General features: G+C 65.3%; 23 protein-coding genes and 3 tRNA genes. 18 read left to right on the forward strand and 8 right to left on the reverse strand.

Annotated features, from left to right (window positions below; all coding sequences use genetic code 11):
• Positions 1–8: 8 nt before the first annotated feature.
• Positions 9–935 carry a LysR family transcriptional regulator gene (locus AC1D1F_RS21240; RefSeq protein ID WP_477677672.1) on the reverse strand — a complete coding sequence of 309 codons (927 nt, stop codon included), beginning with the start codon at positions 933–935 and terminating at the stop codon, positions 9–11.
• Between the two features lie 158 nt (positions 936–1,093).
• Here AC1D1F_RS21240 and AC1D1F_RS21245 point away from each other — a divergent pair, with 158 nt between their 5' ends.
• Positions 1,094–1,282, forward strand: a complete 189-nt coding sequence (locus AC1D1F_RS21245) for a hypothetical protein (protein ID WP_477677673.1) — start codon at positions 1,094–1,096, stop codon at positions 1,280–1,282.
• Here AC1D1F_RS21245 and thiL read toward each other — a convergent pair.
• The 5 genes from thiL to apaG all read right to left on the reverse strand — a co-directional run bounded on the left by thiL (position 1,270) and on the right by apaG (position 7,395).
• Positions 1,270–2,256 (reverse strand): thiamine-phosphate kinase, encoded by a 987-nt coding sequence (thiL, locus tag AC1D1F_RS21250; RefSeq protein ID WP_477677682.1) that lies wholly within the window; start codon positions 2,254–2,256, stop codon positions 1,270–1,272. The genes AC1D1F_RS21245 and thiL overlap by 13 nt on opposite strands.
• A gap of 37 nt (positions 2,257–2,293) precedes the next feature.
• Positions 2,294–3,433, reverse strand: coding sequence for a YbdK family carboxylate-amine ligase (locus AC1D1F_RS21255; protein WP_477683243.1), 1,140 nt, complete (start codon positions 3,431–3,433; stop codon positions 2,294–2,296).
• Positions 3,423–4,691, reverse strand: a complete 1,269-nt coding sequence (locus AC1D1F_RS21260; protein ID WP_477677674.1) for a cation:proton antiporter — start codon at positions 4,689–4,691, stop codon at positions 3,423–3,425. The genes AC1D1F_RS21255 and AC1D1F_RS21260 overlap by 11 nt, the downstream gene beginning before the upstream one ends.
• A gap of 310 nt (positions 4,692–5,001) precedes the next feature.
• Positions 5,002–6,966, reverse strand: coding sequence for a site-specific recombinase (locus AC1D1F_RS21265; RefSeq protein ID WP_477677675.1), 1,965 nt, complete (start codon positions 6,964–6,966; stop codon positions 5,002–5,004).
• 21 nt (positions 6,967–6,987) lie between these two features.
• Complete coding sequence (gene apaG / locus AC1D1F_RS21270) at positions 6,988–7,395, reverse strand: Co2+/Mg2+ efflux protein ApaG (RefSeq protein ID WP_477697184.1); 408 nt, start codon at positions 7,393–7,395, stop codon at positions 6,988–6,990.
• A 108-nt stretch (positions 7,396–7,503) separates the two neighbouring features.
• Between apaG and rpe the strand changes: the two genes are divergently transcribed.
• From rpe to gph, 5 genes are all read left to right on the forward strand, one after another.
• Positions 7,504–8,199, forward strand: a complete 696-nt coding sequence (gene rpe, locus AC1D1F_RS21275; protein ID WP_477677676.1) for a ribulose-phosphate 3-epimerase — start codon at positions 7,504–7,506, stop codon at positions 8,197–8,199.
• 88 nt (positions 8,200–8,287) lie between these two features.
• Positions 8,288–10,018 (forward strand): adenylate/guanylate cyclase domain-containing protein, encoded by a 1,731-nt coding sequence (locus AC1D1F_RS21280; RefSeq protein WP_477677677.1) that lies wholly within the window; start codon positions 8,288–8,290, stop codon positions 10,016–10,018.
• Between the two features lie 129 nt (positions 10,019–10,147).
• The gene (locus AC1D1F_RS21285; RefSeq protein ID WP_477677678.1) at positions 10,148–10,900 is read left to right on the forward strand and encodes a response regulator; all 753 of its coding nucleotides are present in this window, start codon (positions 10,148–10,150) and stop codon (positions 10,898–10,900) included.
• Between the two features lie 61 nt (positions 10,901–10,961).
• Positions 10,962–13,484 (forward strand): PAS domain S-box protein, encoded by a 2,523-nt coding sequence (locus AC1D1F_RS21290; protein ID WP_477697181.1) that lies wholly within the window; start codon positions 10,962–10,964, stop codon positions 13,482–13,484.
• 128 nt (positions 13,485–13,612) lie between these two features.
• Positions 13,613–14,302, forward strand: coding sequence for a phosphoglycolate phosphatase (gene gph / locus AC1D1F_RS21295; protein ID WP_477677680.1), 690 nt, complete (start codon positions 13,613–13,615; stop codon positions 14,300–14,302).
• Between the two features lie 80 nt (positions 14,303–14,382).
• On the opposite strand, the gene AC1D1F_RS21300 is transcribed toward gph, so the two are convergent.
• Positions 14,383–14,970, reverse strand: a complete 588-nt coding sequence (locus tag AC1D1F_RS21300) for a chalcone isomerase family protein (protein WP_477700829.1) — start codon at positions 14,968–14,970, stop codon at positions 14,383–14,385.
• Between the two features lie 483 nt (positions 14,971–15,453).
• On the opposite strand from AC1D1F_RS21300, the gene trpE reads away from it, so the two are divergent.
• Genes trpE through AC1D1F_RS21340 form a run of 8 tightly spaced genes read left to right on the forward strand, consistent with a single transcriptional unit; the run spans position 15,454 to position 22,266 of the window.
• Positions 15,454–16,953, forward strand: a complete 1,500-nt coding sequence (gene trpE, locus AC1D1F_RS21305; protein WP_477679043.1) for an anthranilate synthase component I — start codon at positions 15,454–15,456, stop codon at positions 16,951–16,953.
• Positions 16,950–17,270, forward strand: coding sequence for a chorismate mutase (locus tag AC1D1F_RS21310; protein ID WP_477679042.1), 321 nt, complete (start codon positions 16,950–16,952; stop codon positions 17,268–17,270). The genes trpE and AC1D1F_RS21310 overlap by 4 nt, the downstream gene beginning before the upstream one ends.
• Positions 17,271–17,273: 3 nt before the next feature.
• The gene (locus AC1D1F_RS21315) at positions 17,274–17,855 is read left to right on the forward strand and encodes an aminodeoxychorismate/anthranilate synthase component II (RefSeq protein WP_477697295.1); all 582 of its coding nucleotides are present in this window, start codon (positions 17,274–17,276) and stop codon (positions 17,853–17,855) included.
• Positions 17,852–18,907 carry a low-specificity L-threonine aldolase gene (gene ltaE, locus AC1D1F_RS21320; RefSeq protein WP_477678292.1) on the forward strand — a complete coding sequence of 352 codons (1,056 nt, stop codon included), beginning with the start codon at positions 17,852–17,854 and terminating at the stop codon, positions 18,905–18,907. The genes AC1D1F_RS21315 and ltaE overlap by 4 nt, the downstream gene beginning before the upstream one ends.
• Before the next feature lie 12 nt (positions 18,908–18,919).
• Positions 18,920–19,570: a LysE family translocator gene (locus AC1D1F_RS21325; RefSeq protein WP_477678291.1), complete on the forward strand. Its 651-nt coding sequence runs from the start codon at positions 18,920–18,922 to the stop codon at positions 19,568–19,570.
• A gap of 48 nt (positions 19,571–19,618) precedes the next feature.
• Positions 19,619–20,662, forward strand: a complete 1,044-nt coding sequence (trpD, locus tag AC1D1F_RS21330; protein WP_477697294.1) for an anthranilate phosphoribosyltransferase — start codon at positions 19,619–19,621, stop codon at positions 20,660–20,662.
• A gap of 5 nt (positions 20,663–20,667) precedes the next feature.
• Complete coding sequence (gene trpC / locus AC1D1F_RS21335; RefSeq protein WP_477678289.1) at positions 20,668–21,474, forward strand: indole-3-glycerol phosphate synthase TrpC; 807 nt, start codon at positions 20,668–20,670, stop codon at positions 21,472–21,474.
• 24 nt (positions 21,475–21,498) lie between these two features.
• Positions 21,499–22,266, forward strand: coding sequence for a uracil-DNA glycosylase (locus AC1D1F_RS21340; protein WP_477678288.1), 768 nt, complete (start codon positions 21,499–21,501; stop codon positions 22,264–22,266).
• Here AC1D1F_RS21340 and AC1D1F_RS21345 read toward each other — a convergent pair.
• Positions 22,263–23,366 carry a patatin-like phospholipase family protein gene (locus AC1D1F_RS21345; RefSeq protein ID WP_477678287.1) on the reverse strand — a complete coding sequence of 368 codons (1,104 nt, stop codon included), beginning with the start codon at positions 23,364–23,366 and terminating at the stop codon, positions 22,263–22,265. The two genes, AC1D1F_RS21340 and AC1D1F_RS21345, sit on opposite strands and share 4 nt — an antisense overlap.
• A gap of 130 nt (positions 23,367–23,496) precedes the next feature.
• Here AC1D1F_RS21345 and AC1D1F_RS21350 point away from each other — a divergent pair.
• The 4 genes from AC1D1F_RS21350 to AC1D1F_RS21365 all read left to right on the forward strand — a co-directional run.
• Positions 23,497–23,582 (forward strand) — tRNA-Tyr (locus tag AC1D1F_RS21350).
• A 101-nt stretch (positions 23,583–23,683) separates the two neighbouring features.
• Positions 23,684–23,757 (forward strand) — tRNA-Gly (locus tag AC1D1F_RS21355).
• A 97-nt stretch (positions 23,758–23,854) separates the two neighbouring features.
• Positions 23,855–23,929 (forward strand) — tRNA-Thr (locus tag AC1D1F_RS21360).
• Positions 23,930–24,020: 91 nt separating this feature from the next.
• A partial coding sequence (locus AC1D1F_RS21365; protein ID WP_477664961.1) for a GTP-binding protein occupies positions 24,021–24,164 on the forward strand: 144 nt, incomplete at its 3' end.

The raw sequence follows: 24,164 nt of genomic DNA on the forward strand, positions 1-24,164 counted from the left end.
CGCATCGGTCAACCGGCGGGCGGGCCGCTCACCAGGTCTCTTTCGCGGCTGAACCACTCGGCCCAATAGTCGATGCAGGCGCGGATTTTCGGTAACCGGTGGCGCCCGCCCAGCGTCACGGCATGGATGGGCACGGGCTGCTCGTCGACAAAGCCCGGCAGCACCGGCACCAGCAGGCCGCGCCGCACCAGCGGCTCGGCCGCCAGCATGGCAAAGCGCGCAATGCCCAGGCCCTGCAGGGCCAGCTGGCTGGTCGTGCCGGTGGAGTCGGCGCGCCAGCAGCCGTCTGCCGTGATCACCACGGGCTGGCCGTCGATGATGAAGGGCCAGCGGTTGAGTGAGGTCGCGGCGCTATTGCTGATCAGGCGGTGCCGTCCCAGGTCGTCGGGGTGCTCCGGCGTACCGTGGGCCTCCAGGTAAGCAGGTGTGGCGTACAGCCGCCGACCATGCGTGCCTATCTGGCGCATCACCGAGGTTTCGTTGGCATGCATGCCGCTGCGGATCGCGATGTCGACACCGTCGCGCACCATGTCCACCAGGCGGTCGTCCACTTTCAGTTCCACGCGAACATGCGGATGGCGCTGGTGAAGTCCTTCGAGGCTGGGCACCAGCAGGTATTCGGCCATGACAGTGCTGGCCGCCACCCGCACCCAGCCGCTGGCCTCGCCGCTCTGGCTGGCGAACTCGCCTTCGAGGTCGTCCAGCGTCTGTGTCATGCGCCGGCAATAGCCGAGGAAGGTTTCGCCCTCGGGCGTCAGGGTCAGCGCGTGCGTGCTGCGCTGCACCAGCCGAGCATTGCAGGTTTTCTCGATGCGGGCGATGGCGCGCGACACCTGGCTGACAGGCACATCCCGCGCACGGGCCACGGCCGAGAAGCTGCCCAGCTCGGCCACGCGCGTGAACAAGTGCATGTCGTCAAAGTTCAGGTTCCGCATGTCGGCCATATTACCCAGGGCCGGGGTTTTCTGTTTTGCGTCTGGTGCAAGACGGATTTGCGGCGCGGGTGGTTTTCGCCGGTGGCTGTTTTGCGCACAGTAGCCCTGTAGCCCCAGTAGAGAAAAAAGGGGCCACACCTCCCCGAAAGGATACGCTAATGAACTTGCTCTATACCCCCACCGAAGAAAACCGCCTGACCGCTGCCGCCATGGCCGAAGCCCGGCATTTGCGCGCACTGGCGCCGGCTGCATTCTGGTCGGCGGCGAGGCGCTGGGTCGGCCGCCTTGCGCACGGCTTGGCGCGTCGCGGGCACGTAGACGCCGCAGTGCGCCTTCAGGCAAAGTGATCGAAGGAGGCGTAGCGCCGCTCCAGCGGCGCGCCGGCCGCGTCAAGCAGCCGCAGGCCGGGATCCGCGTCGATCCGGCCGATCCGGCTGACGGGTGTTTGAGCCTGGCGGGCCGCGGCCTGCACGGCCTCACGTGCCGAGGCCGGGGCGGTGAAGGCGAGCTCGTAGTCGTCGCCGCCCGCCAGCGCGAACGCCATCTGTTTTTCAGCATCAATTCCGGCCGTGGCCCAATCGGAACGTGAAGAAGCAGCGACCAGATTGATCACGAGCGCTGTTTCAAGCGTGGCGCCTGTTTTTGATGCACGCAGGATGTGGCGAAGGTCGCCGAGCAAACCGTCGCTCACGTCGATGGCCGCCGAGGCAATACCGCGCAGCGCCTGGCCCAATGCAAGGCGCGGTGTGGGCTGCTCCAGTCGTTGCCTGGCCTGGGCCAGCATGCCGGACGGCAAGGTCACGGCGCCGCGCAACGCCTCCAGCGCCAGCCGGGCATCGCCCAGCGTACCGCTGACATAAACGTCGTCACCGGGTTTGGCGCCCGAACGCAGCAGCGCCTGGCTCTTTCCGTTCAGCACGGGCACTTCGCCGAACACGGTGATGCAGATATTGAGCGGCCCTTGTGTGGTGTCGCCGCCCACCAGTTCACAGCCGTGCGCGTCGGCCAGCGTCAGCAGGCCTTGCGAAAACGCGGCCAGCCAGGCTTCGTCGACCCGCGGCAGGGCGAGGGCCAGCGTGAAGGCCAGGGGTTTGGCGCCGCAGGCGGCCAGGTCGCTCAGGTTGACGGCCAACGCCTTGTGGCCCAGCGTGAAAGGATCCACGTCCGCGAAGAAGTGGCGGCCCTCGACCAGCATGTCGCTGGAGATGGCCATTTGCGTGCCGGGCGCCGGCTGCAGCAGCGCGCAGTCGTCGCCCACGCCCAGCGAGGCGCGCGCGGCGGGGCGCGTGAAATAGCGTGCGATCAGGTCAAATTCACCCATGGCGCAGAGCATACAGGCTGCGCCCGGGATGCCGCGGTCAAGGGTACTGCTGGTGCGTGACGCCGCCGCGGAAGCGGTCGGCCGCCTGGCGTATGACTTCGGCCAGCAGGTGCTCCTCGCCCTGTTTTTCGCGCAGCCAGCGGGCGTCGTTGTCGCCGCGCTCCACGCTGTTGCGCAGCAGGTGCAGCGAAGCGCCCGCGCCCATACCGGTGGCATGGCGCTCGATTTGCCCCATGGTCTGCAGGATGTGCTCGCGCAGCGGCATGTGGCCGCCGGTGGCTGGGTCCACATAGACCGCGTCCAGGCCGAAGCGGCAGGCCTGGAAACGGTTGTAGGTGTAGACCAGGTAGTCGTCCTCGGTGGGCATGAAGGGCTGTTCGTGCATGAACCAGGAAGCCAGCGACTGCACGAAGCCGGCCAGCGCGGTGGCGCGCTCCACCGTGAGCGGTGTGTCGAACACCCGGATTTCGATGGTGCCGAATTCCGGCTTGGGCCGAATGTCCCAGTAGAAATCCTTCATGCTCTTGACCACGCCGGTGCGCGTCATCTTGTCGAAATAGACGGTGAAATCGTCCCAGGTCAGCGCAAAGGGCGCACGGCCCGACAGCGGAAAGGCGAACACCGAGTTGAGCCGGGCCGAATCGAAGGCCGTGTCCTGGCCCTGCACATAGGGCGAGGAGGCGGACAGCGCGATGAAGTGCGGAATGTAGCGCGACATGCGGTGCAGCGTCAGCAGCGCGCTGTCGGCGTCGGGGCAGCCCACGTGCACGTGCTGGCCGAAAATCGTGAACTGCTTGGAAAGATAGCCGTAGAGTTCGGACAACTCGCGAAAGCGCGGCTTGTCGTAAATGCGGCGCTCATGCCACTGCTGGAAGGGATGGGTGCCGCCGCCGACCACGGCAATGTTGAGCTTGTCGGCGCTCTTGACCAGCGCGTCACGGATCTGCGAGAGCTGGCCCAGCACCTCCGACGCGTTGCGGCACACGCCGGTCGAGATCTCGATCATGCTGGAGGTCATCTCGGGCACCACGGCGCCTGGCAGCGGGATTTTGGACATCAGGCGCAGCATGTCCTCGGCGTAGGGCGCCAGGTCGTAGTCGTGTGTGTTCACCAGCTGCAGCTCAAGCTCCACGCCCAGCGACAGTGCGGCCGATTTGTGAAAAGGTTCAAGGCTCATGGACGGGTCCGGATGCGGGGCCGCGCGTGAGCGGCGCCCAGGGTTTGGAACTTTCGCCGGCGCGGTAAATGGCCAAGGTGGCCAGCACCGCGCCCAGCACCTCCATCAGCAGGATGGCGGGCAGGGCAACACTGGCGATCTGGCGGCCCAAAGCGCCCGAGGCCGTGGCGAACTGCGACACCAGCAGCAGCGCGACCGAGGACATCGGCGACATCGCGCAGCCCACCCACAGGGCCTGCTTCCAGCTGGCGCCGCTGCCGACGTTGCCGAGAGCGACACCAGCGATCTTGGCCACCATGCGCGCGACGACCATGGCAATGACCAGGCCGGCCACCGGACCGCTCCAGTCGGCCTGCGCCGCCACCACCGAGACCAGCACGAACATCAGCATGGTCAGCATGGACGAGGCCGTTCCCATTTGCCGCGGCCACGACCAGGGGCGCGGATTGAGTTGCTTGAGCAGCATGCCGCCCAGCAACGCCGCCAGCGGCGCCGAGCCGCCGAAGTGGGCGGCCAGCGCGGCGCCCGCGGCGATCAGGGCCAGCAGCAGGATGGCGGTGTTCTCGCTGGTGGGGCTCATCACGCGCAGCGCGGTGCGCAGCATCAGGGCCAACGCCGCGCCCACCACCACGGAAAGGCCCAGTACCACCAGCACCGGGTACAGCGTGCTGAGCACGCCGGCTACGCCAGAGTCGGGCCGGTGCATCATGCCGGCGCGTGCGCTGCACAGCGTCAGCGCATACAGCGTGCCCAGCGTGGACAGCACCAGCGCGCGCTCGGTGACGGGGCCGGCGGCGCGAGTGTCTATGGCCACGCGCGACAGCACGGCGGGCGAGGCGGCCATGGCCAGCAGGGCCAGCGGTTCTGCCACGGCCTCGCGCACGCTCATCGCGTGCAGGGCCCAGTACACCAGGATGAAGGTCAAGGACGCTTCGGCCAGGCTTTGCACCAGCACCATGGGGTTGTGGCGAAACCAGCGCAGCGGAATGCGCCCGCCGGCTTCGAACAGCACCACGGCAACGCCCAGTTCCAACAGGAAGAGCCCGGTGCCCTGGAGCGGCCAGGCCGCGCCGCTGAAACCGGCCAGGCCGGCAAAGCCGCCAACCAGCGAATAGCCGACCACCTTTGGTAGTCCGGTATAGCGGTTCAGGAGATGGCCCGTGGCGGCAGCCAGCGCGAGCAGCACGGACCACTGCACGGTCGGCAAGCCCGCCGAAGGCTTGATCCATTCAGCCCAGATGGCCAGGATTTCGTTCATGAGGAAGGGGTCTCCACTCTGATGGGAACTTTTGCAGACAGGCCCTTGAGGGCGGCATGTTGCACGTTGGTCGGCCAGCCTGGTGGCGTGAGGCCCGGTGGGTTTGCGCGAGGAAAACTTGTTGCATTAATTTACAGGCGTGCTGTTGCCAGGCATGTAGGACAACATCGGAAATGGCGCCCCCTGCTTCAGTCACCGCGCCCAGTTCCACGCCAGTGGGGGCCGCGGGTCCGGCTTTGCCGGCCCTAGGCGCCGTCCCCTCGAGGGGAGAACAGGCTACACGCAGTGAGCCTGGACAGGGGGGAGCCAGTTACTCAGGCATGAAGAAGCTGCGGGGGTGGCTGCGCCATCGCGCCCAGATGGCGGCGCGGATACGCGCACGGTCGACGTTGCTCACGTTGTGCGCCTGCAGGGCCAGGCGGAACGCGAGGTAAAAACTCACGCCGAGGTTCAGCGCGCCTATCAGCGGAATGGCCGCGATGCACCACCAGATGGTCAGGTGCTTGAACGCTTCCAGGCCCAGCGAGGCGCCGGCCGCGGCCAGCTGGCCGGTCGACAGCGTGACGTGGCGCGCTTCAAGCTCCACGCCGAAGAAGCCGGTGAAGGCCGGGATCAGCCCCAGCATGAAGCCCAGCGCGATGTTGGAGGCGAAGCCGGAGATGTGGTCGCGCATAAAGGCGGACCAGCGCGCCGCGCGCTCGCTACCGAGGAACGCGGTGATGCGCGGGTTGTGGCGCATGGCGGAGTCCAGGCGATGCAGCACAAACCAGTTTTCGGTCCAGCCCGCGATCATGCTGGCCGCGAACAAGATGCCGCCGGTAAAACCCGCCCACATCAACGTGGGGCCCAGCAGCGTCAGCGTGCCCAGCACATGCTCGGCCTCGGTGTGGCTGATCATGGGCCGGCCCAGCAGCAGCATGACCAGCGTGTTGACCAGCAGCACAGCCGGCACCACCATGAAGACGTTGCCGAAGACCGCGGCCACCTGCGAACGCACCAGGTGCGTGACTTCGTCGACAAAGGCCGCGATGGTGCTGCTCGCATCGGCCGCGCCGAGGTCCTTGAGCTTGGCCGCCATGGCCGGCGCCGTCATGGCCGGCTGTTTGGTGGCCAGCGTGAAATGCAGCAGCTGGATCAGGATGAAGCTGGCGGAATACATGATGGCGGACCAGAAGCCGCTCCAGAAGGCCGAAAGGCCCACCGCCACGATCATGAACTTGAGCAGCGTGGTAAAGGCCGTGATGGCGCCACCGCCCATGGCCTTGCCCAGCATTTCGCGGTATTCGCCGCGCGTGCGGGTGATGTAGGTTTCGCCGGTTTCCGCGCTGCGCTCGGCCACCTTGGCCGACAGCAGCGTGGAGTTGGCGCTGATCAGCGCGCTGATGCTTTTGCCCTCTTGCGCGGTGATGACCCGGCGCCCCAGCAGCTTGACGGCCGCCATGGCGGGCTTGGGCGAGACCAGGCTGTCCAGCAGTTCGCGCACGCGCAGCATGCGCTCGCGCAGCTGGCGCAGCCGAAACACCATGCCGACCGAGATGCCGTTGTCCTCCAGGTGCGTGTAGATGCTGTTGACGGCCTGTCGGCAGGCGTCCAGCCTTTCGCGGTATTGCGCGATCGCGGCCTGCAGCTGCGCCTCGTCGCGTTCGGGCTTGAAGAAGGCGTTGCGCAACCCGTCGATGTCGGCCGGCAGCGCATGGAAGGCGCGCGCGTGCGGCGTGGCGCGGTTCATGCGCAGGCGCAGCTCGGGCGCGAAGCCCGTGGCGCGTATCTGCGCCGTGCAATAGGTCAGCGCGTCCATCAGGCTGTAGTGCCAATGCAGCGTGTCCATGTCGGGGCTGGCCGATAGCATCAGGGCCAGCCGGGCGACCTGCGGCTCTTCGAGCGCGCCCATCCATTGCGCGTCGAAGCGCGTGGGCGCCACCAGGGGAAACAGCTCGGAGGCGTCGACGGTTTCTGGCGTGCCGGGCAGCAGTTTGCGGCGCATGCGCTCGGCCAGTTCGCTGACAAAAGCCGTGCGCGGCGCGAAGCCGAAATCGGCCAGCAAGGTGGTGATGTCGACCGTCTGGATCAGCGTCTGCCACCAGGCCCGCATGCGGGCCTGGATCTCGGGCTGCCGCTCGACGGCATCCATGAGGGCCTGGACCCGCGCGACTGCGGCGGCCACGGAGGTTTCGTCGCCGCGTATCCATTCGAAGAGCTTGATCAGCCAGACATGGCGCTGGGCCAGTCCGGCGTCCGGATCCAGCGCCTTGAGCAGGGAGACCAGGTCTTTCATCGGGCAGTCAGGGCCGTGGACTCAATGCAGGACACGGCCGGGCGGGGCGCCGCCGTTGCCGTTGCCGCTGTGCGCCTCCAGCACGAACATGGGAATCGGCGCCTCGAAACGCTCGCCGTCTTCGGCCACGCAAAAATAGCTGCCGTGCATGGTGCCGCTGGATGTGCGCAGGCGCGACCCGCTGGTGTACTGGAAGGATTCGCCGGGCTTGAGCAGCGGCTGGTGGCCGACCACGCCCAGGCCCTTGACCTCTTCGTTGTGGCCGTTGGCATCGCTGATGACCCAGTGGCGCGAGATCAGCTGGGCCGTGACCTCGCCGGTGTTGGTGACCGTGACGGTATAGGAAAAACCGTAGACGTGGTCTTCCGGCGCCGACTGTTCGGGCAGGTACTGGGGCACGGCTTCGCAGGAAAATTGGTATTTGGGCATGGCTGTATTGATGACCATGTTAACCGCCTGCCGCGGCTGTTGGCCGGGCGAAACAGCCTGCGCCGTCGAGGCCCGGCGCGGGCCGCGGCTTGCTGCGACAATCCTGACATGCCTAAAAACCAGCCGCCCACCTACCGCATCGCCCCCTCCATCCTGTCCGCCGATTTCGCCCGACTGGGCGACGAGATCAAGGCCGTCATCGCCGGCGGCGCCGACTGGATCCACTTCGACGTGATGGACAACCACTATGTGCCCAACCTGACGTTCGGGCCCATGATCTGCCAGGCGCTCAAGCCGCACGCCAAAAAAGCCGACGGCACGCCGGTGCCGGTGGACGTGCACCTGATGGTGCAGCCCGTCGACGCGCTGGCCGCGGCCTTTGCCGACGCGGGCGCCGACCTGGTCAGTTTCCACCCGGAAGCCTCCGGCCATGTGCACCGCAGCGTGCAGGCCATCAAGTCCAAGGGCTGCAAGGCCGGGCTGGTGTTCAACCCGGCCACGCCGCTGGACGTGCTGGACTGGGTGATCGAGGACATCGACCTGATTCTCATCATGAGCGTCAACCCCGGCTTCGGCGGGCAAAGCTTCATCGACTCCGCGCTGCGCAAGATCGAGCAGGCGCGCAAGCGCATCGATGCCTCGGGCAAGGACATCCGCCTCGAAGTCGACGGCGGCATCAAGACCGACAACATCGCGCGCGTGGCCGCCGCGGGCGCCGACACCTTTGTGGCCGGCAGCGCCATCTTCGGAAAACCCGATTACAAGGCGGTGATTGACGCCATGCGGGCGGAACTGGTGAAATAGGCCGGCGCGCGCCGATGCGGACCCGCGCGCGCCAACCCCGGTAACCGGCCGGGCCGGATGCCGGCCTCGCCACCCATGGAGGAGCCGCATGACTGAAGCCGTAAGCGAGCAAGCCGGGCGGGGCCCCGCGCGCCGCTCCCGCATCCTGGTGGTGGACGACACGGCGGACGTCCGGTTTTTCCTCGTGGCCCTGTTGCGGGACGGTTATGAGGTGGAGGCCTGCGAGTCGGGTGAAGAGGGCCTGCAGGTGGCGCTGTCCGACAGGCGCCCCGAAATCATCCTGCTGGACGTGATGATGCCCGGCATGGACGGTTACGAGGTCATGCGGCGGCTGGCGCGCGATCCGCGCACGGCCGACATTCCCGTCATCTTTCTCACGGCGCTCAGCAGCGTGGAGGAAGAGCAGTTCGGGCTGGACCTGGGCGCCACCGACTACATCACCAAACCCATCAGTCCGCCCGTGCTGCTGGCGCGCGTGAGGTTGCACCTGGAGCGCAGCGCCAATGCCAAGCGCCTGAAGACCCTGTCCGAGCAGCTGTCGCGCTACCTCGCGCCGCAGGTCTACCAGTCGCTGTTTGACGGCTCCCGCCAGGCCGAGATCCAGACCCAACGCAAGCGGCTGACGGTGTTTTTTTCGGACATCAAGAACTTCACGGCGTCCACGGCGCAGTGGCAGCCCGAAGAAGTTACCTTTTTGCTCAATAGTTACTTTGAGGAAATGTCCCAGATCGCCGCCGAATACGGCGCAACCCTGGACAAGTTCATCGGCGACGCCATCGTCATTTTCTTCGGCGACCCCCACACCCTGGGCCCGCGCCAGGACGCGGTGCAGTGCGTCAGGATGGCCGTCGCCATGCAGCAACGCATGGTCGAGTTGCAGCGGCGCTGGAAGGCCATGGGCATTCCCAAGGCCTTCGAGATACGCATAGGCATCAACTCCGGATTCTGCGACGTCGGCAACTTCGGCAGCAACCTGCGCATGGACTACACCATCATCGGCCGTGAAGTAAACCTGGCCGCCAGGCTGGAGCAGGCCGCGGAGCCCGGCGGCATCCTGATTTCGAGGGATACCCACGACCTGGTGCAGGACGAGATCGAGGTCGAGGCGCGCGAGCCGGTCATCGCCAAGGGATTTTCCGAACCGATCACGGTCTATGCGGTCCGCAAAACCCCGGCGGCCGCGCCAGCAGGGGTCGGGGTGATCCAATGCGACCGGCCCGGCCTGCGCCTGGAACTGGATCCGGGACGCCTCACGCCCGCACAGCGCGCGGACGCCGCCGCTGAGCTGCGCAGGGCGCTGGGCAGCCTGGAGGCGCTTGCGGAGGCTGGGAACAGCGAGGCCGGGAAGGGCGCCGCCGCGCCGGCTCCGGTGGCCGAAGCTGGCACACCGGCGGCCCGCCTTGCCGCCGTGCAGGCGGCGGATGCGGCAGGTTCCGCCGAGGAGGCGCTGCCCGACAGCATTGCCGGGCTCGACGTGCCCCTGGGGCTGAGCCGGGCGATGAACATGAAAGGGTTTTACATCTCCATGCTGCGCCGCTTCGTGGACGGCCGCGCGGACACGCCGGCACGCATCCGGGAGGCGCTGGCGGCAGACGACCTGAAGGCGGCGGAGTTGCTCAGCCATTCCTTGCGCGGTGTTTCGGCGCAGATTGGCGCCACGCAATTGCCGCTGGATGCCGGCGCGCTGGAGCAGGCGCTTCATGACAAGGGGCCGCGCGCCGGCATTGACGACCTGCTGCTGCGCATGGAGGCCTCGCTGGGGGAATTGATGGCGGCGCTGCGGTCCGCCTTGCCGCCGCCGCCCGCGGAATCACCGTGAATGCCGGGGCCGGCCCAGTTGGTGTATCTTCTTCCTGAGGGCGTGCGCCATCCAAGCGGGCCCCGGACCTTAGAATCAGGCAGCGCCTCGGCGCATGTCATGCCCCTTACCACAGAGAGGAGCTACACAGTGCAATACAACGATATTTACGCCGTCACGCCCAAAGGCCAGCAGGAATTGCGCAGCGCCGCCACCACGATTTCTCCCTCGGAGCTGGAACTGCTGGTGCGCCTCGACGGCATCCTGTCGATGGCCCAGATCCGCCAGAGCGTGGGCGAGCCCATCGGCGCGACGCTCGACAACACCGTGAAGCTGCTGTTAGCCAAGGGGCTCGTGACCCAGGTCGAGCCGGACCCGTTCGCCGCCTCTTTGCAGTTCCAGTTGAGCCCCACGGCGCTGACCGAGGCCGGCGCCGAGGCCGATTTCTGCGCGGCCACGCTGAAAAAATCCAATTACTACGTCCGCATCGCCCGCAAGCGCGAGCAACCGCGCCAACGCGCGCCCGGCGAACGCCTGTCGGCCATCGTCGTGGACGACGATGAGCACCTGGCCAAGTTTCTGAGCCACTACCTGACCTTCGAGGGTTTCGACATACGGGTGGCGGGCTCCCGCGCCGAAGTGGTGGCCGAGTTCCGCAAGCCGCCGATCCCGGACCTGGTGCTGCTGGACGTGATGCTGCCCGATGCCGACGGGTTTGACATCCTGCTGCGCATCCGTTCGCACCCGCAGCTCAAGGACATCCCGGTGATCATGCTCACGGCGAAGGCGACCCGCGAGGCGGTGCTCAAGGGCCTGGCCAGCGGCGCGGACGGCTACATCACCAAGCCCGTGGAGACCGAATCGCTGATCCAGGCGGTCCGCACCGTGCTGGGCTCGCAGTAGCGCACAGGCATGGCGAGATGAGCCGCTTTTCTGGCAAACCAGGCCTGCCGGCTCAAGCGCCATGAAGTCGCCTTTTCGCGCGACCATCAATGTCGCCCTGTTCACCGGGATGATCCTGATCATCCTGAGCATCGCGGCTTCCTACTTCACCATCAATTCGCTGATCAGCGGCACGCAAAGCGAAACCGAGGCGCGTGAAACCGTGCTGCTTCTGGAGCAGGTCGTCGCGGAGTTCAAGGCCGCGGAGTCCTCGCAGCGGCGCTACCTGCTGACCAGCACCGCGGCGGACCTTGCCGCATATCAACAGGCCCGGGCGCTGAGCCAGCAGGCGCAGCAACGCGTGCATGCGGCCGCCGGCACCAGCCAGGACTGGCGCGCGCTGGAGGACGCCATGACGCGCCGCTTCGCGCTGATGGAGCAGGCCATCGCCGTCCGGCAGACAACCGGACTGGAAGCGGCTGCCGCCATCGTCGGCGGCGAGCCCAACCGCCGGCTTTATGACGAGATCGAAACGCTGGTGACGCGTATCAAGACGGCCGAAACCCAAGCCCTGGAGCGTTCGAAAGAGGAAACGCGGCAAAGCGCCCAGACCGTCAAGCAACTGATCCTGCTGGGCGGGCTGTTGTGCCTGAGCGTGTTCGGCTGGGCCATCCAGATGATTGTCCGCTCGCAGGAAAAGCGCCGCCGTGTCGAGGCCAGGCTTTCCGACAGCGAGGCCATGAGCCGGGCCGTGACTGAAAGCATGGCCGAAGGCTTGGTGACCGCCACCCAGGAAGGCGTCATCGTCAACGCCAACAGCGCCGCCCGCCACCTCTTCGGCTACCGGCTCGACGACCTGGTGGGCCGGGAGGTGACCATGCTGCTGCCCACGCGCTACCGCATGGGTTTCCAGGCCTTCTTCGCCAGCCTGACAAGCCGCCAGCGCGGCTTTCGCGAATGGGACGTCAAGGTTCTGGGCCTGCGCCACGACGGCACCGAGTTCCCGGTGAACGCATCGTTCGGCGACGTCAACGTGGGCGGCCGCCGGCTGTTCACGGCCATCATTCACGACATCACCGAAAGCAACCGCATCAGCGACGCCCTGCGCGACAGCGAAGCCCAGCTGCGCGAGCTGACCGACGCCGTGCCGGCCCTGATCGCCTATGTCGACAGGGAGGAGCGCTTTCAGTTCCACAACCGGGCCTATGAAGAGGCCTTCGGCCTCGGGCGCGAGCAGATACAGAATCGGACCCTGCTGGAAGTCCTGGGGCCGCAGTTGTATGACCAGGTCAAGGGCCAAGTCGAGGAGGCGCTGGCCGGTTATTCGGTGCGCTACGAATTTGAGCTGGCGCCCCTCGGCGGCGAACGGCGCGAATACGTCATGAGTTATTTTCCGCGCTACGGCGAGGGAGACGAGCAGGGCACGGTCATCGGCTTCTCCTCGTTGGGCAACGACGTCACCGAACTCAAACGCATAGACCGCATGAAGAGCGAGTTCGTCTCCACCGTCAGCCATGAACTGCGCACGCCGTTGACCTCCATACGCGGTTCGCTGGGCCTTGTCTGGGGCGGCGTGACGGGCGAGCTGCCGGCGCAGGCCAAAAACCTGGTGGGCATCGCCCAGAGCAACTGCGAGCGCCTGATCCGGCTCATCAACGACATTCTCGACAGCGAAAAAATCGAGTCCGGCAAGATGAGCTTTGAGTTGCGGCCGATGGAACTGGAACCCCTGCTGGAGCAGGCCCTTGCCGCCAATGAAGGTTTCGCGGAGCAGCACGGCGTGAAGCTGGTGATGGGCCGGATGGAAGCGCCCGTTCAGGTCTGCGTCGACAGCGATCGCCTGATCCAGGTGGTGACCAACCTGCTGTCCAATGCCATCAAGTTTTCAATGCCTGGCAGCGCCGTGCAGGTGGCGATGCGCACGGATGCGGGACGCGCCCGGGTGGAAATCATCGACAACGGCCCCGGTATTCCGGATGAATTCCGCCAGCGCATCTTCCAGAAATTTTCCCAGGCCGACTCTTCCGACACGCGGAAAAAAGGCGGCACCGGCCTGGGCCTGAGCATTTCCAAAGCCATCATTGAGCGCATGGACGGCACCATAGGCTTCACCACGGAAAGCCAGGTGGGCACCACATTCTTTTTCGAGCTGCCGGTGTGGCGGGAAGCGCCGCCGGTCACGGCGCCCATGGGGCTCGACGGCGTGATGCGCCCGCGCGTGCTGGTGTACGAAGACGACCCCGACGTGGCCAAGCTCATCGGCATGATGCTGGACAAGGGCGGCTACGACGCAGACATGGCGCACACCCCCGAACAGGCGCGCGACTACCTCAAGATGGAATCGTACGCGGCGATGACGGTGGACGTCAGGCTTCCCTACGAGAACGGGTTCTCACTGATACGTGAGCTGCGGGCGAACAAGCGCACGGCGCGCCTGCCCGTGCTGGTACTGTCGGTCACCGCCGCGGAGGCGCGCCAGCATGCCGGCAGCCAGGCGCTGGGCATCTCGGGCTGGCTGGAAAAGCCCCTCGATGAGCAACGCCTGCTCGACAGCCTGGACCGCGCGATAGAAGCCAGGCGCCGCGCCAGGCAGAGCGCCTCTTGAGAGCCGCTCAAAAACCCTCCTGGCGTTGTTGCGCCGCCTTGCCGTACTGGTGTACTGTCTGCGGCGACGCGCCTGACCAGGACCGCTTCGCTGGGTTTTATGAGCGACTCCAGGGTTAGGCCATTTGCATGAATCCTGTTCTGATTCGTACCCATTTTGATGCCGCCATGGTGGATCTCGATGGCACGCTGGTGGACACGCTGGGAGACTTCGTGGCTGCCGTGAACGCCATGCTGGCCGACCTGCATCGGCCGGGCCGGGCGCACCACCAACTTGATGCGGCGACCGTGGAGCGCATGGTGGGAAAAGGCTCTGAAAACCTCGTCAGGGCGGTGCTGGCGCATGCCGCGGCGGACTTGCCGGCACGCTACGCCGAAGCTTTTTCCAGCTACCAACGGCACTACGCGGCCATCAATGGATTGCACTCAACGGTGTATGCGGGTGGGCTGGAAGGGCTGCGCACCTTGCAGCAAGCCGGGCTCAAGCTGGCCTGCCTGACGAACAAACCGTTCGCCATGGCGCGCCAGTTGCTCAGGCTCAAAGGCCTGGACGGTTTTTTCAGCGAGGTGTTTGGCGGCGACTCGTTTGAGCGCAAGAAACCCGATCCCTTGCCCTTGCTCAAGACCTGCGAGGCGCTGGGCAGCGCGCCCGCGCGCACGCTGATGATCGGCGACTCCAGCAATGACGCGCGGGCCGCGCGGGCGGCCGGTTGCCCGGTGCTGCTGGTGACCTATGGCTACAACCATGGCGAGCCGGTGCGTGAGGTGGACGCCGACGGCTTCCTTGACTCGCTGGCCGGGCTGCGTTTTCAGAAATGACGCGGTAAAAACGGCAACGGGGCTTGCGCCCCGTTGATCGTGCTGAAAGCCGCGGTCCCGCTTAGACCGTGAACAGCTCCCTAGTTCGTCTTGCCCAGCATCGCATCCTTGAGTTTCCAGTCGGCGGGCTGCGGGCCCAGCCAGATACGCACCAGGGCATTGAAAAATTCGACTTCCTTGAAAGGCTCGCCTTGCGGTTTGCCTTTGACCGAGATGACGGTGCCGGTTCCGGGAATCCAGTCGATGGTGAAACCCTCGCCGGCCACCAGCTTCTTCTGGTCGGCAAAGAGCTGGCCCATCTTGATGAGTCCGGGGATGAGCTTGGACATTTCCGCCTTGGGTGCGTTTTCAGTGAAGGCCGTGGTGAAGCTTTTGCCCAGTTCATTGGAGTCGATATCGCGCAGCAAGGTGATGCTGATGCGCTTGGGGCCGGCCATGGTGTAGACCTCTTCGGGGGTAGCGGCCTTTTTGGGCAGGTACATGGCGGCCACATAGACCTTGAACACCGCCTTGTAGCGAATGCCGGCCCCATTGAGCTGCAGTTTGGTGCCGTGAACCTCAATCGGGTCGTCGAGCTTGACGCCCGACACCTCCATCGGTGCTGCAAGCGCGCCGAATGAGAGCATCAAGCCGGCCAGGCCCGCAAGGCATCGCGTTGTCAAAGTCATGGGTTGTCTCCAAAGAATGGTTGGAATAGAACGAGCGTTCGTTTTTTATCTTCTCATTTTCGAGTTCAGGGGCCGCCCCTCGCAAGAGGGTTTGCGAGATAAGCATTAGTACTAGGGGCCTGTCCACCAACTCCTGCCAGGCCCGGTTCGGCTTTTTTTGATGCCCGGCGAGGTTTGGCCGGCTCCGGTCTTTGCTACACTTTGGCCTACATGTTCATTCATCGCATCATTCAAACAGGTTGTGGCGACCGGGGAGCCTGGCCCTGGCGTACCTGTCATTTCCCGCTCGCCTGAGGCGCATGCGGGCCGGCACGCTGACAGCGCTGCCCCGGCCCGTGCACTTGCCGCAGGTTCTGCGACACCCCCTTTCTTTGTTGATGCCCTCCGCAGCCCGCGGGAGCATCCCGGCCCCGGTCTTCGGGGCGTGTTGAATGACAGGCGGCAGCGCTTTTATGCGCCTTGCCTCCCTGAAAAGGATTGACCGTGATCACTGAACTCGAATTCAAAAGCCTGGCCGGCCAGGGCTACAACCGTATTCCACTGATGGCGGAAGCGTTTGCCGACCTTGAAACGCCTCTATCCCTGTACCTCAAGCTCGCGCACTCCAAGGACGGCGGCAAATTCAGCTTCCTGCTGGAGTCCGTCGTCGGCGGGGAACGCTTCGGCCGCTACAGCTTCATCGGCCTGCCGGCGCGTACGCTGGTGCGCGCCTCGGGCTTTGGCGCCGACCGGGTCACCGAGGTCGTGACGGACGGCCGTGTCGTGGAGACCTCGGCGGCCAACCCGCTGGACTTCATCGCCGACTACCAGAAGCGTTTCAAGGTCGCGCTGCGGCCCGGCCTGCCGCGGTTTTGCGGCGGCCTGGCCGGCTATTTCGGTTATGACGCAGTGCGTCACATCGAGAAAAAACTCGAAGCCAGCTGCCCGCCCGACACCCTGGGCTGTCCCGATATCCTGCTGCTGCAGTGCGAAGAGCTGGCGGTGATCGACAACCTCTCGGGCAAGCTCTACCTGATCGTCTATGCCGACCCGGCCCAGCCCGAGGCCTATGCCAACGCCAAGAAGCGTTTGCGTGAACTCAGGGAAAAGCTCAAGTATTCGGTCAGCGCCCCGGTGGTCAAGCCTTCGCAGGGCTACCCGGCCGAACGCGACTTCGCCAAGGCCGACTACATCGCCGCCGTGGAAAAGGCCAAGCGCCTGATCGAAGCCGGCGACTTCATGCAGGTGCAGGTCGGCCAGCGCATCAAGAAGCGCTACACCGAGTCGCCGCTGAGCCTGTACCGCGCGCTGCGTTCACTCAATCCCTCGCCTTATATGTATTACTACCACTTCGGCGACTTCCATGTAGTGGGGGCTTCGCCCGAAATCCTGGTGCGGCAGGAGCAAGTCACCGAGGGCCAAAAAATTACCATTCGCCCATTGGCCGGCACCCGGCCCCGCGCCTCTTCGCCGGAGGCCGACAAGGCCGTCGAGCACGAGCTGGTCAACGACCCAAAGGAGCGCGCCGAGCACGTCATGCTGATAGACCTCGCGCGAAACGACATAGGCCGCATCGCCAAGACCGGCACGGTGAAGGTCACCGAGGCGTTCGCGGTCGAGCGCTACAGCCACGTGATGCACATCGTGAGCAACGTCGAAGGCGTGCTGCTGGACGGCATGACCAGCATGGACGTACTCAAGGCCACCTTCCCGGCCGGCACGCTGACCGGCGCGCCCAAGGTCCACGCCATGGAAATCATCGACCAGCTCGAGCCCACCAAGCGCGGTCTCTATGGCGGCGCTTGCGGCTACCTCAGCTATGCCGGCGACATGGACGTGGCGATCGCCATACGCACCGGCATCATCAAAGACCAGACGCTTTATGTGCAGGCGGCGGCCGGCGTGGTGGCCGATTCGGTGCCCGAGCTCGAATGGAAGGAAACCGAGGCCAAGGCGCGCGCGTTGCTGCGAGCCTCGGAACTTGTCGAGGAGGGGCTGGAATGAGCACGGCCAACCGTCCACCCATTGAGCCCTGCCGCAGCATGGCCGACGTGCGCCGCAACATTGATACGCTTGACGACCGCATCGTGGCACTGGTCGCCGAGCGCAGCGCTTATGTCGCGCAAGCGGCGCGCATCAAACAAAGCGCCAGCGACATCGTCGACCAGGCGCGTATCGAATTCATCGTAGACCGCGTACGCGCCCAGGCCCGCGCGGCCGGCGCCCCCGAGGCCATTCTGGAAGCGGCCTACCGCGCCATGATTGCCGCATCCATTGACTTTGAGCGCGGCGAGTTCCAACGCCTGCGCCAGGAGGCCTGAACCATGAAGCGCAACAAGCTCTTGATGATCGACAACTACGACAGCTTCACCTACAACATCGTCCAGTACTTCGGTGAACTGGGCGCCGAGGTCGAAGTGTTCCGCAACGACGAAATCAGCGTGGCCGACATCGCCGCACGCGCGCCCGACCTGCTGGTGGTCTCGCCCGGGCCCTGCTCGCCGGCCGAGGCTGGCATCTCGGTCGCGGCGATCCAGCATTTCGCCGGCAAGCTGCCCATCCTGGGCGTCTGCCTGGGCCACCAGGCGATAGGCGCGGCCTTCGGCGGCAACATCATCCGCGCCCAGCAGCTCATGCACGGCAAGACCAGCGTGATCACCACCACCCGGCAGGGTGTGTTCGCCGACCTGCCCGAACAGTTCGTCGTCAACCGCTACCACTCGCTGGCGATCGAAAAATCCTCCTGCCCGAAGGCCCTGGCCGTCACGGCCTGGACGGACGACGGTGAGATCATGGGCGTGCGCCATAAGGAGTTACCCATCCAGGGCGTGCAGTTCCACCCCGAATCGATACTCACCGAGCACGGCCACGCCATGCTGAAAAACTTCCTGGAGCAGACCGTATGAGCCAAGCTTCCGTGGACCTGCGCAGCGACACCGTGACCCGGCCGACGGCCGCGATGCGCGAAGCCATGCTGGCCGCGCCGCTGGGCGACGACGTGTTCGGCGACGACCCTGCCGTCAACGCGCTGCAGGAAAAAATCGCCGGCCTGCTGGGCTTCGAGGCCGCGCTCTTTGTGCCCACCGGCACGCAGAGCAACCTTTGCGGAATCCTCTCCCATTGCCAGCGCGGCGACGAGTACATCGTCGGCCAGATGGCGCATTGTTATCGCTGGGAAGGCGGCGGCGCGGCGGTGTTCGGCAGCGTGCAGCCGCAGCCGCTGAACCACCACACCGACGGCACCCTGGCCCTGTCCGAGATCGAGGCGGCCATCAAGCCCGATGACGCGCATTTCGCGCGCACCCGGCTGCTGGCACTGGAAAACACCTTGGGCGGCAAGCTGCTGCCGTTTGACTATGTTCAGCAGGCCACCGCGCTCGCGAAAAAACATGGCCTGGCTCGCCACCTGGACGGCGCAAGGCTGTTCAACGCCGCCGTCGCGCAGGCCGCGCAAACGGGCAGCAACCCGCTGGCTGAGGCGCGCCGCATTGCGGGCTGTTTTGACAGCGTCTCCGTCTGTTTCAGCAAAGGGCTGGGCGCGCCCGTCGGCTCGGCGCTGTGCGGTTCGCGTGAGTTCATCGCGCGCGCGCACCGTATCCGCAAGATGGCGGGCGGCGGCATGCGCCAAGCCGGCGTGCTGGCGGCCGCGGCATCGCATGCGCTGGATCACCACGTCGGGCGCTTGGCCCAGGACCACGCACTGGCCAAACACCTGGCTGACGGGCTGGCCGGCATCGAGGGCTTGCAGGTCGAGCCGCCGCACACCAACATCGTGTTTGTCGACCTGACGGGCGCGGCGCGCGAGCAATCGGCGGCCCTGCTCAAGCACCTGGGCAGCCAGGGCATACAGGCCACGGGCTTGTACCGCCTGCGTTTTGTGACGCATCTCGATGTGGACGCCGCCGGCGTGGACCGCGCCGTGGCCGCCATCCGGCAGTTCTTCCATCTCAAGGCCTGAAAGGACAAAGCCATGCCCGACTTCCAGCACCTGTTGCTCTTCATCGCGGCCGGCTGGCTGCTCAACCTGACGCCGGGCCCCGACGTGCTGTACATCGTGACCAATTCGCTGCGCTCGGGTGCGCGCGCCGGCATCGTGGCAGGCCTGGGCATCACGGCTGGCTGTTTTGTCCACATCTTCGCGGCGGCCATAGGCGTCGGCGCGTTGCTGGCCACTTCGGCTCTTGCCTTTACCGTGCTCAAGTGGATAGGCGCGGCCTACCTGCTGTGGATAGGCGCGAAGATCCTGTTGTCCAAAGCGCCGCAGGCCACCACCGATCTCGTCGCGGCGGCAGCGGCCCAGCCGGAGCGGCGCCTGAAAGCGGTCTTTATGGGGGGCTTCTGGACCAATGTCCTGAATCCCAAGGTTGCGATATTTTTCCTGGCCTTTGTGCCGCAGTTCATCGCGCCCGGCGCCGACAACAAGGCCCTGGCTTTTGTGCTGCTGGGCATGCTGTTCAACCTGAACGCCATCCCGGTGAATTCGGGCTGGGCCCTGGCGGCCGCCTGGATGGCCAAGCGCGATGCCGTGCAGCGCGGCATGCATTGGCTGGACCGTGCGGCCGGTGTCATGTTCATCGCGTTTGGCCTGAAGCTCGCCTTTACCGATAATCCGGCGAACTGAGCCATCCCGTCCAGCACCCATAAAGCAACACAGCAAACGAGACACGCCATGCCCCATACCCACAAGATCACCCCGCAGGAGGCGCTTCAGCGCACCATAGAGCATCGCGAAATCTTCCACGACGAGATGCTGCACATCATGCGCCTGATCATGAGTGGCGAAATGTCGCCCGTGATGATGGCCGCGCTGATCACCGGCCTGCGCGTCAAGAAAGAGACCATCGGCGAGATCACCGCCGCCGCGCAGGTGATGCGCGAGTTTTCCACCAAGGTTCATGTGGCCGACAAGACGCACCTGGTCGACATCGTCGGCACCGGCGGCGACGGCTCGCACACCTTCAACATCTCCACCTGTTCGATGTTTGTGGCAGCTGCGGCGGGCGCCAAGGTCAGCAAGCACGGCGGGCGCAGCGTGAGCAGCAAGTCCGGCAGCGCCGACGTGATCGAGTCCCTGGGCATCCACATCGGCCTCTCCCCCGAAGCCATTGCAAAGTGCATAGAGCAAGTCGGTGTGGGCTTCATGTTCGCGCCCAACCACCACCCGGCCATGAAAAACGTCGCGCCCATCCGCAAGGAACTCGGCGTGCGCACCATCTTCAACATCCTGGGACCGCTGACCAACCCGGCCGGTGCACCCAACATCCTGATGGGCGTGTTCCATTCCGACCTGGTGGGCATCCAGGTCCGTGCGCTGCAGCGCCTGGGCGCCGAGCATGCGATGGTGGTCTACGGCAAGGACGGCATGGACGAAGTCAGCCTGGGCGCGGCCACCGTGGTCGGCGAACTCAAAAACGGTGAAATCACCGAGTACGAAATTCACCCCGAAGACTTCGACATGCCCATGGCCAGCAACCGCGCGCTGCGCGTGGAGACACCCGAGCAGTCCAAGGCCATGCTGCTGGGCGTGCTGGACAACCAGCCCGGCGCGGCACGCGACATCGTGATCCTCAATGCCGGCGCGGCGCTGTATGCCGCCAATGTGGCCGAGTCGATGAAGGCCGGCATCGTGCTGGCCCGCGAGGCGCTGGCGTCGGGCGCGGCCAAGGCCCGCCTGCAGCAACTGATTTCCACCACCCAACAACTGGCAGCCTGAACACCATGTCCGATATCCTCGACAAAATCATCGCCGTCAAGCGCCAGGAAATCGCCGAAGCGATTCGCAAGAAACCGCTGGCGGTGATGCGTGAAGACGCCGAGTCGCGTGTGCTGACACGCGACTTCGTGGGCGCGCTGCGCGCCAAGATCGCGGCGGGCCAGCCCGCGGTGATCGCCGAAGTCAAAAAGGCCAGCCCGTCCAAGGGCGTGCTGCGCGCCGACTTTATCCCGGCCGACATCGCGCAAAGTTATGCCGAGGGCGACGGTACGCTCAGCGCGGCCTGCCTCTCGGTGCTGACGGACAAGCAGTTCTTTCAGGGCAGCATCGACTACCTCAAGCAGGCCCGGGCTTCATGCGACTTGCCGGTGCTGCGCAAGGATTTCATGGTCGACCCCTACCAGGTGTATGAGGCGCGTGTCATGGGTGCCGACTGCATCCTGCTGATCGCGGCCTGCCTGGACGACGCGCAGATGAAGTCGCTCGAGGCGCTGGCCATGTCGCTGGACATGGCGGTGCTGGTCGAAGTGCACGACAAGGCTGAGCTGGAGCGCGCGCTCAAGCTCAGGACGCCGCTGATCGGCATCAACAACCGCAACCTGAAGACCTTCGAGGTCTCGCTGGACACCACGCTCGGCATGCTGGGCCAGGTACCGGCGGACCGACTGCTCATCACTGAATCGGGCATCGCCACGCCGGCCGAGGTGAAGCGCCTGCGCGCTGCCGGCGTGAATGCCTTCCTGGTCGGCGAGGCCTTTATGCGGGCCGAAGAACCGGGGCTGGCCCTGGCCCAGCTGTTCGCAGGCAACTAAGTCAAAGAGGAAGAGGCGGCGGCCATGAACTCTCCGGACCAGCTGAAGAGCGCGAACCCTGCGGACTGGCCTGTGGCGCAGGGCTGGCGACCCACCACCGAGGCTTTTTTCGCCGGTCCTACCGGCCGCAGGCTGCTGGATTTTCTCCAGGGCCGGCTTGCCGAAGGCGCGACGATTTTTCCGCCCCTGCCGCTGCGCGCGCTGGAACTGACGCCGCCCGAAGAGGTGCGCGTCGTGATCCTGGGCCAGGACCCGTACCACGGCCGGGGCCAGGCTGAAGGACTGGCCTTCTCCGTGGCTTCCGGCGTGGCCTTGCCGCCCTCGCTGCGCAACATCTTCAAGGAGCTGCAGCGCGACCTCGGCACGCCGCCGCCGGCCTTTCCGGTGCCCGGCGGAAGCCTGGTGAAGTGGGCCACGCACGGCGTGCTGTTGCTCAACACATGTCTTACGGTGGAAGAAGCGCAGCCCGCCAGCCACGCCGGCAAAGGCTGGGAAGTGCTGACTGATACCTTGATCCGCCAGGTGTCCGACGGCGACCATCCGGTGGTCTTCATGCTGTGGGGCGCCCATGCCCAAAGCAAGCGGGCCTTGATCGATGTGAAGCGCCACAAGGTGCTGGTGGCCAACCATCCCTCGCCGCTGTCGGCCCTGCGGCCGCCGGTGCCTTTTATTGGATGCGGCCATTTTTCGCAGGCGCGGGAGTGGCGCGACATGCACCCGAAAAGCCAGCCGGCGCAGCAAAGTCCGGGTGGCGGACAAGCGCCAATAAAAAGCGCCGAGCAGCCCGGCTAGAACTCCTGGGGGAGGCTCCCGACGTAGTCGCGCCGGATATTGACCGTGCTCTGGTGGCCCAGGGCCTCAAAATGGCGGCGCAGCCAGCGTTTGGCCGCGCCGTGGCCCATGTCAAACAGCTTTTCAATCATGGCGCCGTCGGCCGACATCTTGCTCGACGAGGGCAGGTCTTCCAGGGCCTCGCCACCGTCGATGCGGTGCAGCAGCAGGCTTTTGTACTTCACGCCCTCCTGCAGGCGCCCGTCTGCCAGCAGTCGGTTGATGAAGTCGATGGTGCGCATCTGCGACAGCAGGCTGGCGTTAAAGGTCAACTCGTTCACCCGGTCCATGATGTCGTGCGGCGTGTGGGGAACCTCGGGCCGCCGCAGGGGGTTGATCTGCACCACGATGATGTCGCGGCTGCTGCATTCGCTGATCAGGGGCAGCAGGGACGGATTGCTGGAAAATCCCCCGTCCCAGTAGGACTGGCCGTCGATTTCCACCGCCTGGAACAGCGTGGGCAGGCAGGTGGAGGCCATCACGGCCTGCAAAGTCAGGCGTTTGCCCGAAAAAATTTCCGCCCGGCCCGTGGTCACATGGGTCGCGGATACAAAGGCCTTGGGCACATCCAGGCCGGCGATGGCGTGAAAGTCGATTTCCGCCTGCAGCAGCTTGCGCAGGGGATTGATGTCCAGCGGATTGGACTGGTAAGGCGAGAGCCACTGGCTCATTGCGCTATTGAAGAAGTTAGTGCCCACTTTATCGGAGGACCAGCCGCCCAGCAGCATCTTGCTGATGCCCTCGGCCATGGAGCCCAGGCTGCCCATGGCGGCCACGCCTTGCCAGATCCGGGCCAGCGATGCGCGGGCCGCCTCCCGGGGATTCGGCGTTCCGCTGTCCTTGTGGGTGGCCACAGCAAATCCATGGGCCAGTGCCACGGCATTGACCGCGCCCGCGCTGGCGCCGCTGATGCCGTCGAACTGGATGCGTTCATCCTGCAACAGGGCGTCCAGGACTCCCCAGGTGAAGGCGCCGTGGGAGCCGCCGCCCTGCAAGGCCAGGTTGACCCGGCGCTGGGAGGACGGTTCTGGCGGTGAGGGGGGGAGAAGTGAGGCGCTCATGGCGCTAGTTTGACAGGCGCAAAGTCCCGCCGGCCCCGGAAGCGGCCCGGCCGGCATTTTTTAATGTTTTTGCGAGGCCCCGGCATTTCGCCCGACATAAAACCGTGGCATAATCCGAGGTTCGCTTGAAGGATGGGTGCCCGAGTGGCTAAAGGGGGCAGACTGTAAATCTGTTGGCTAACGCCTACGCTGGTTCGAATCCAGCCTCATCCACCAGATTTTGTTTGATTTTTGGCAAGCGGTCAGTGCAAGGCGGTCGCGTAAAGCGGGTTTTGGGCTGTGAGTGGTTTGAAGTGAGTTGAATTTGGCAGAGCTGCGCGGGAGTAGTTCAATGGTAGAACCCTAGCCTTCCAAGCTAATGACGCGGGTTCGATTCCCGTCTCCCGCTCCACGAGGCTCCGGTTTCGGGGTGTTTGCGGGCTCTGCTGGTTGATCTTGTGCCGGACTGCAGTGGGTATTGAAGTCTTTTGACTTTTTGAAGAATTTAGGCCCTTTTGGCTCAGTGGTAGAGCACTCCCTTGGTAAGGGAGAGGTCGCGGGTCCGATTCCCGCAAAGGGCACCATATTTAGAGCCGGCGCAGCGCGCAAAGCGTTGCGGCCGGCGGTAGTGATTCACTGGTTTTGTAACTCTTTATAAATTTCTGGAGTTGAAAAATGGCAAAAGGCAAATTTGAGCGGACCAAGCCGCACGTCAACGTAGGCACGATTGGCCACGTGGACCATGGCAAGACGACGCTGACGGCGGCGATCACGACCGTTCTGGCGTCCAAGTTCGGCGGCGAAGCCAAGGGCTATGAC

Source organism: Polaromonas sp. P1_H6 (genome assembly GCF_056405195.1).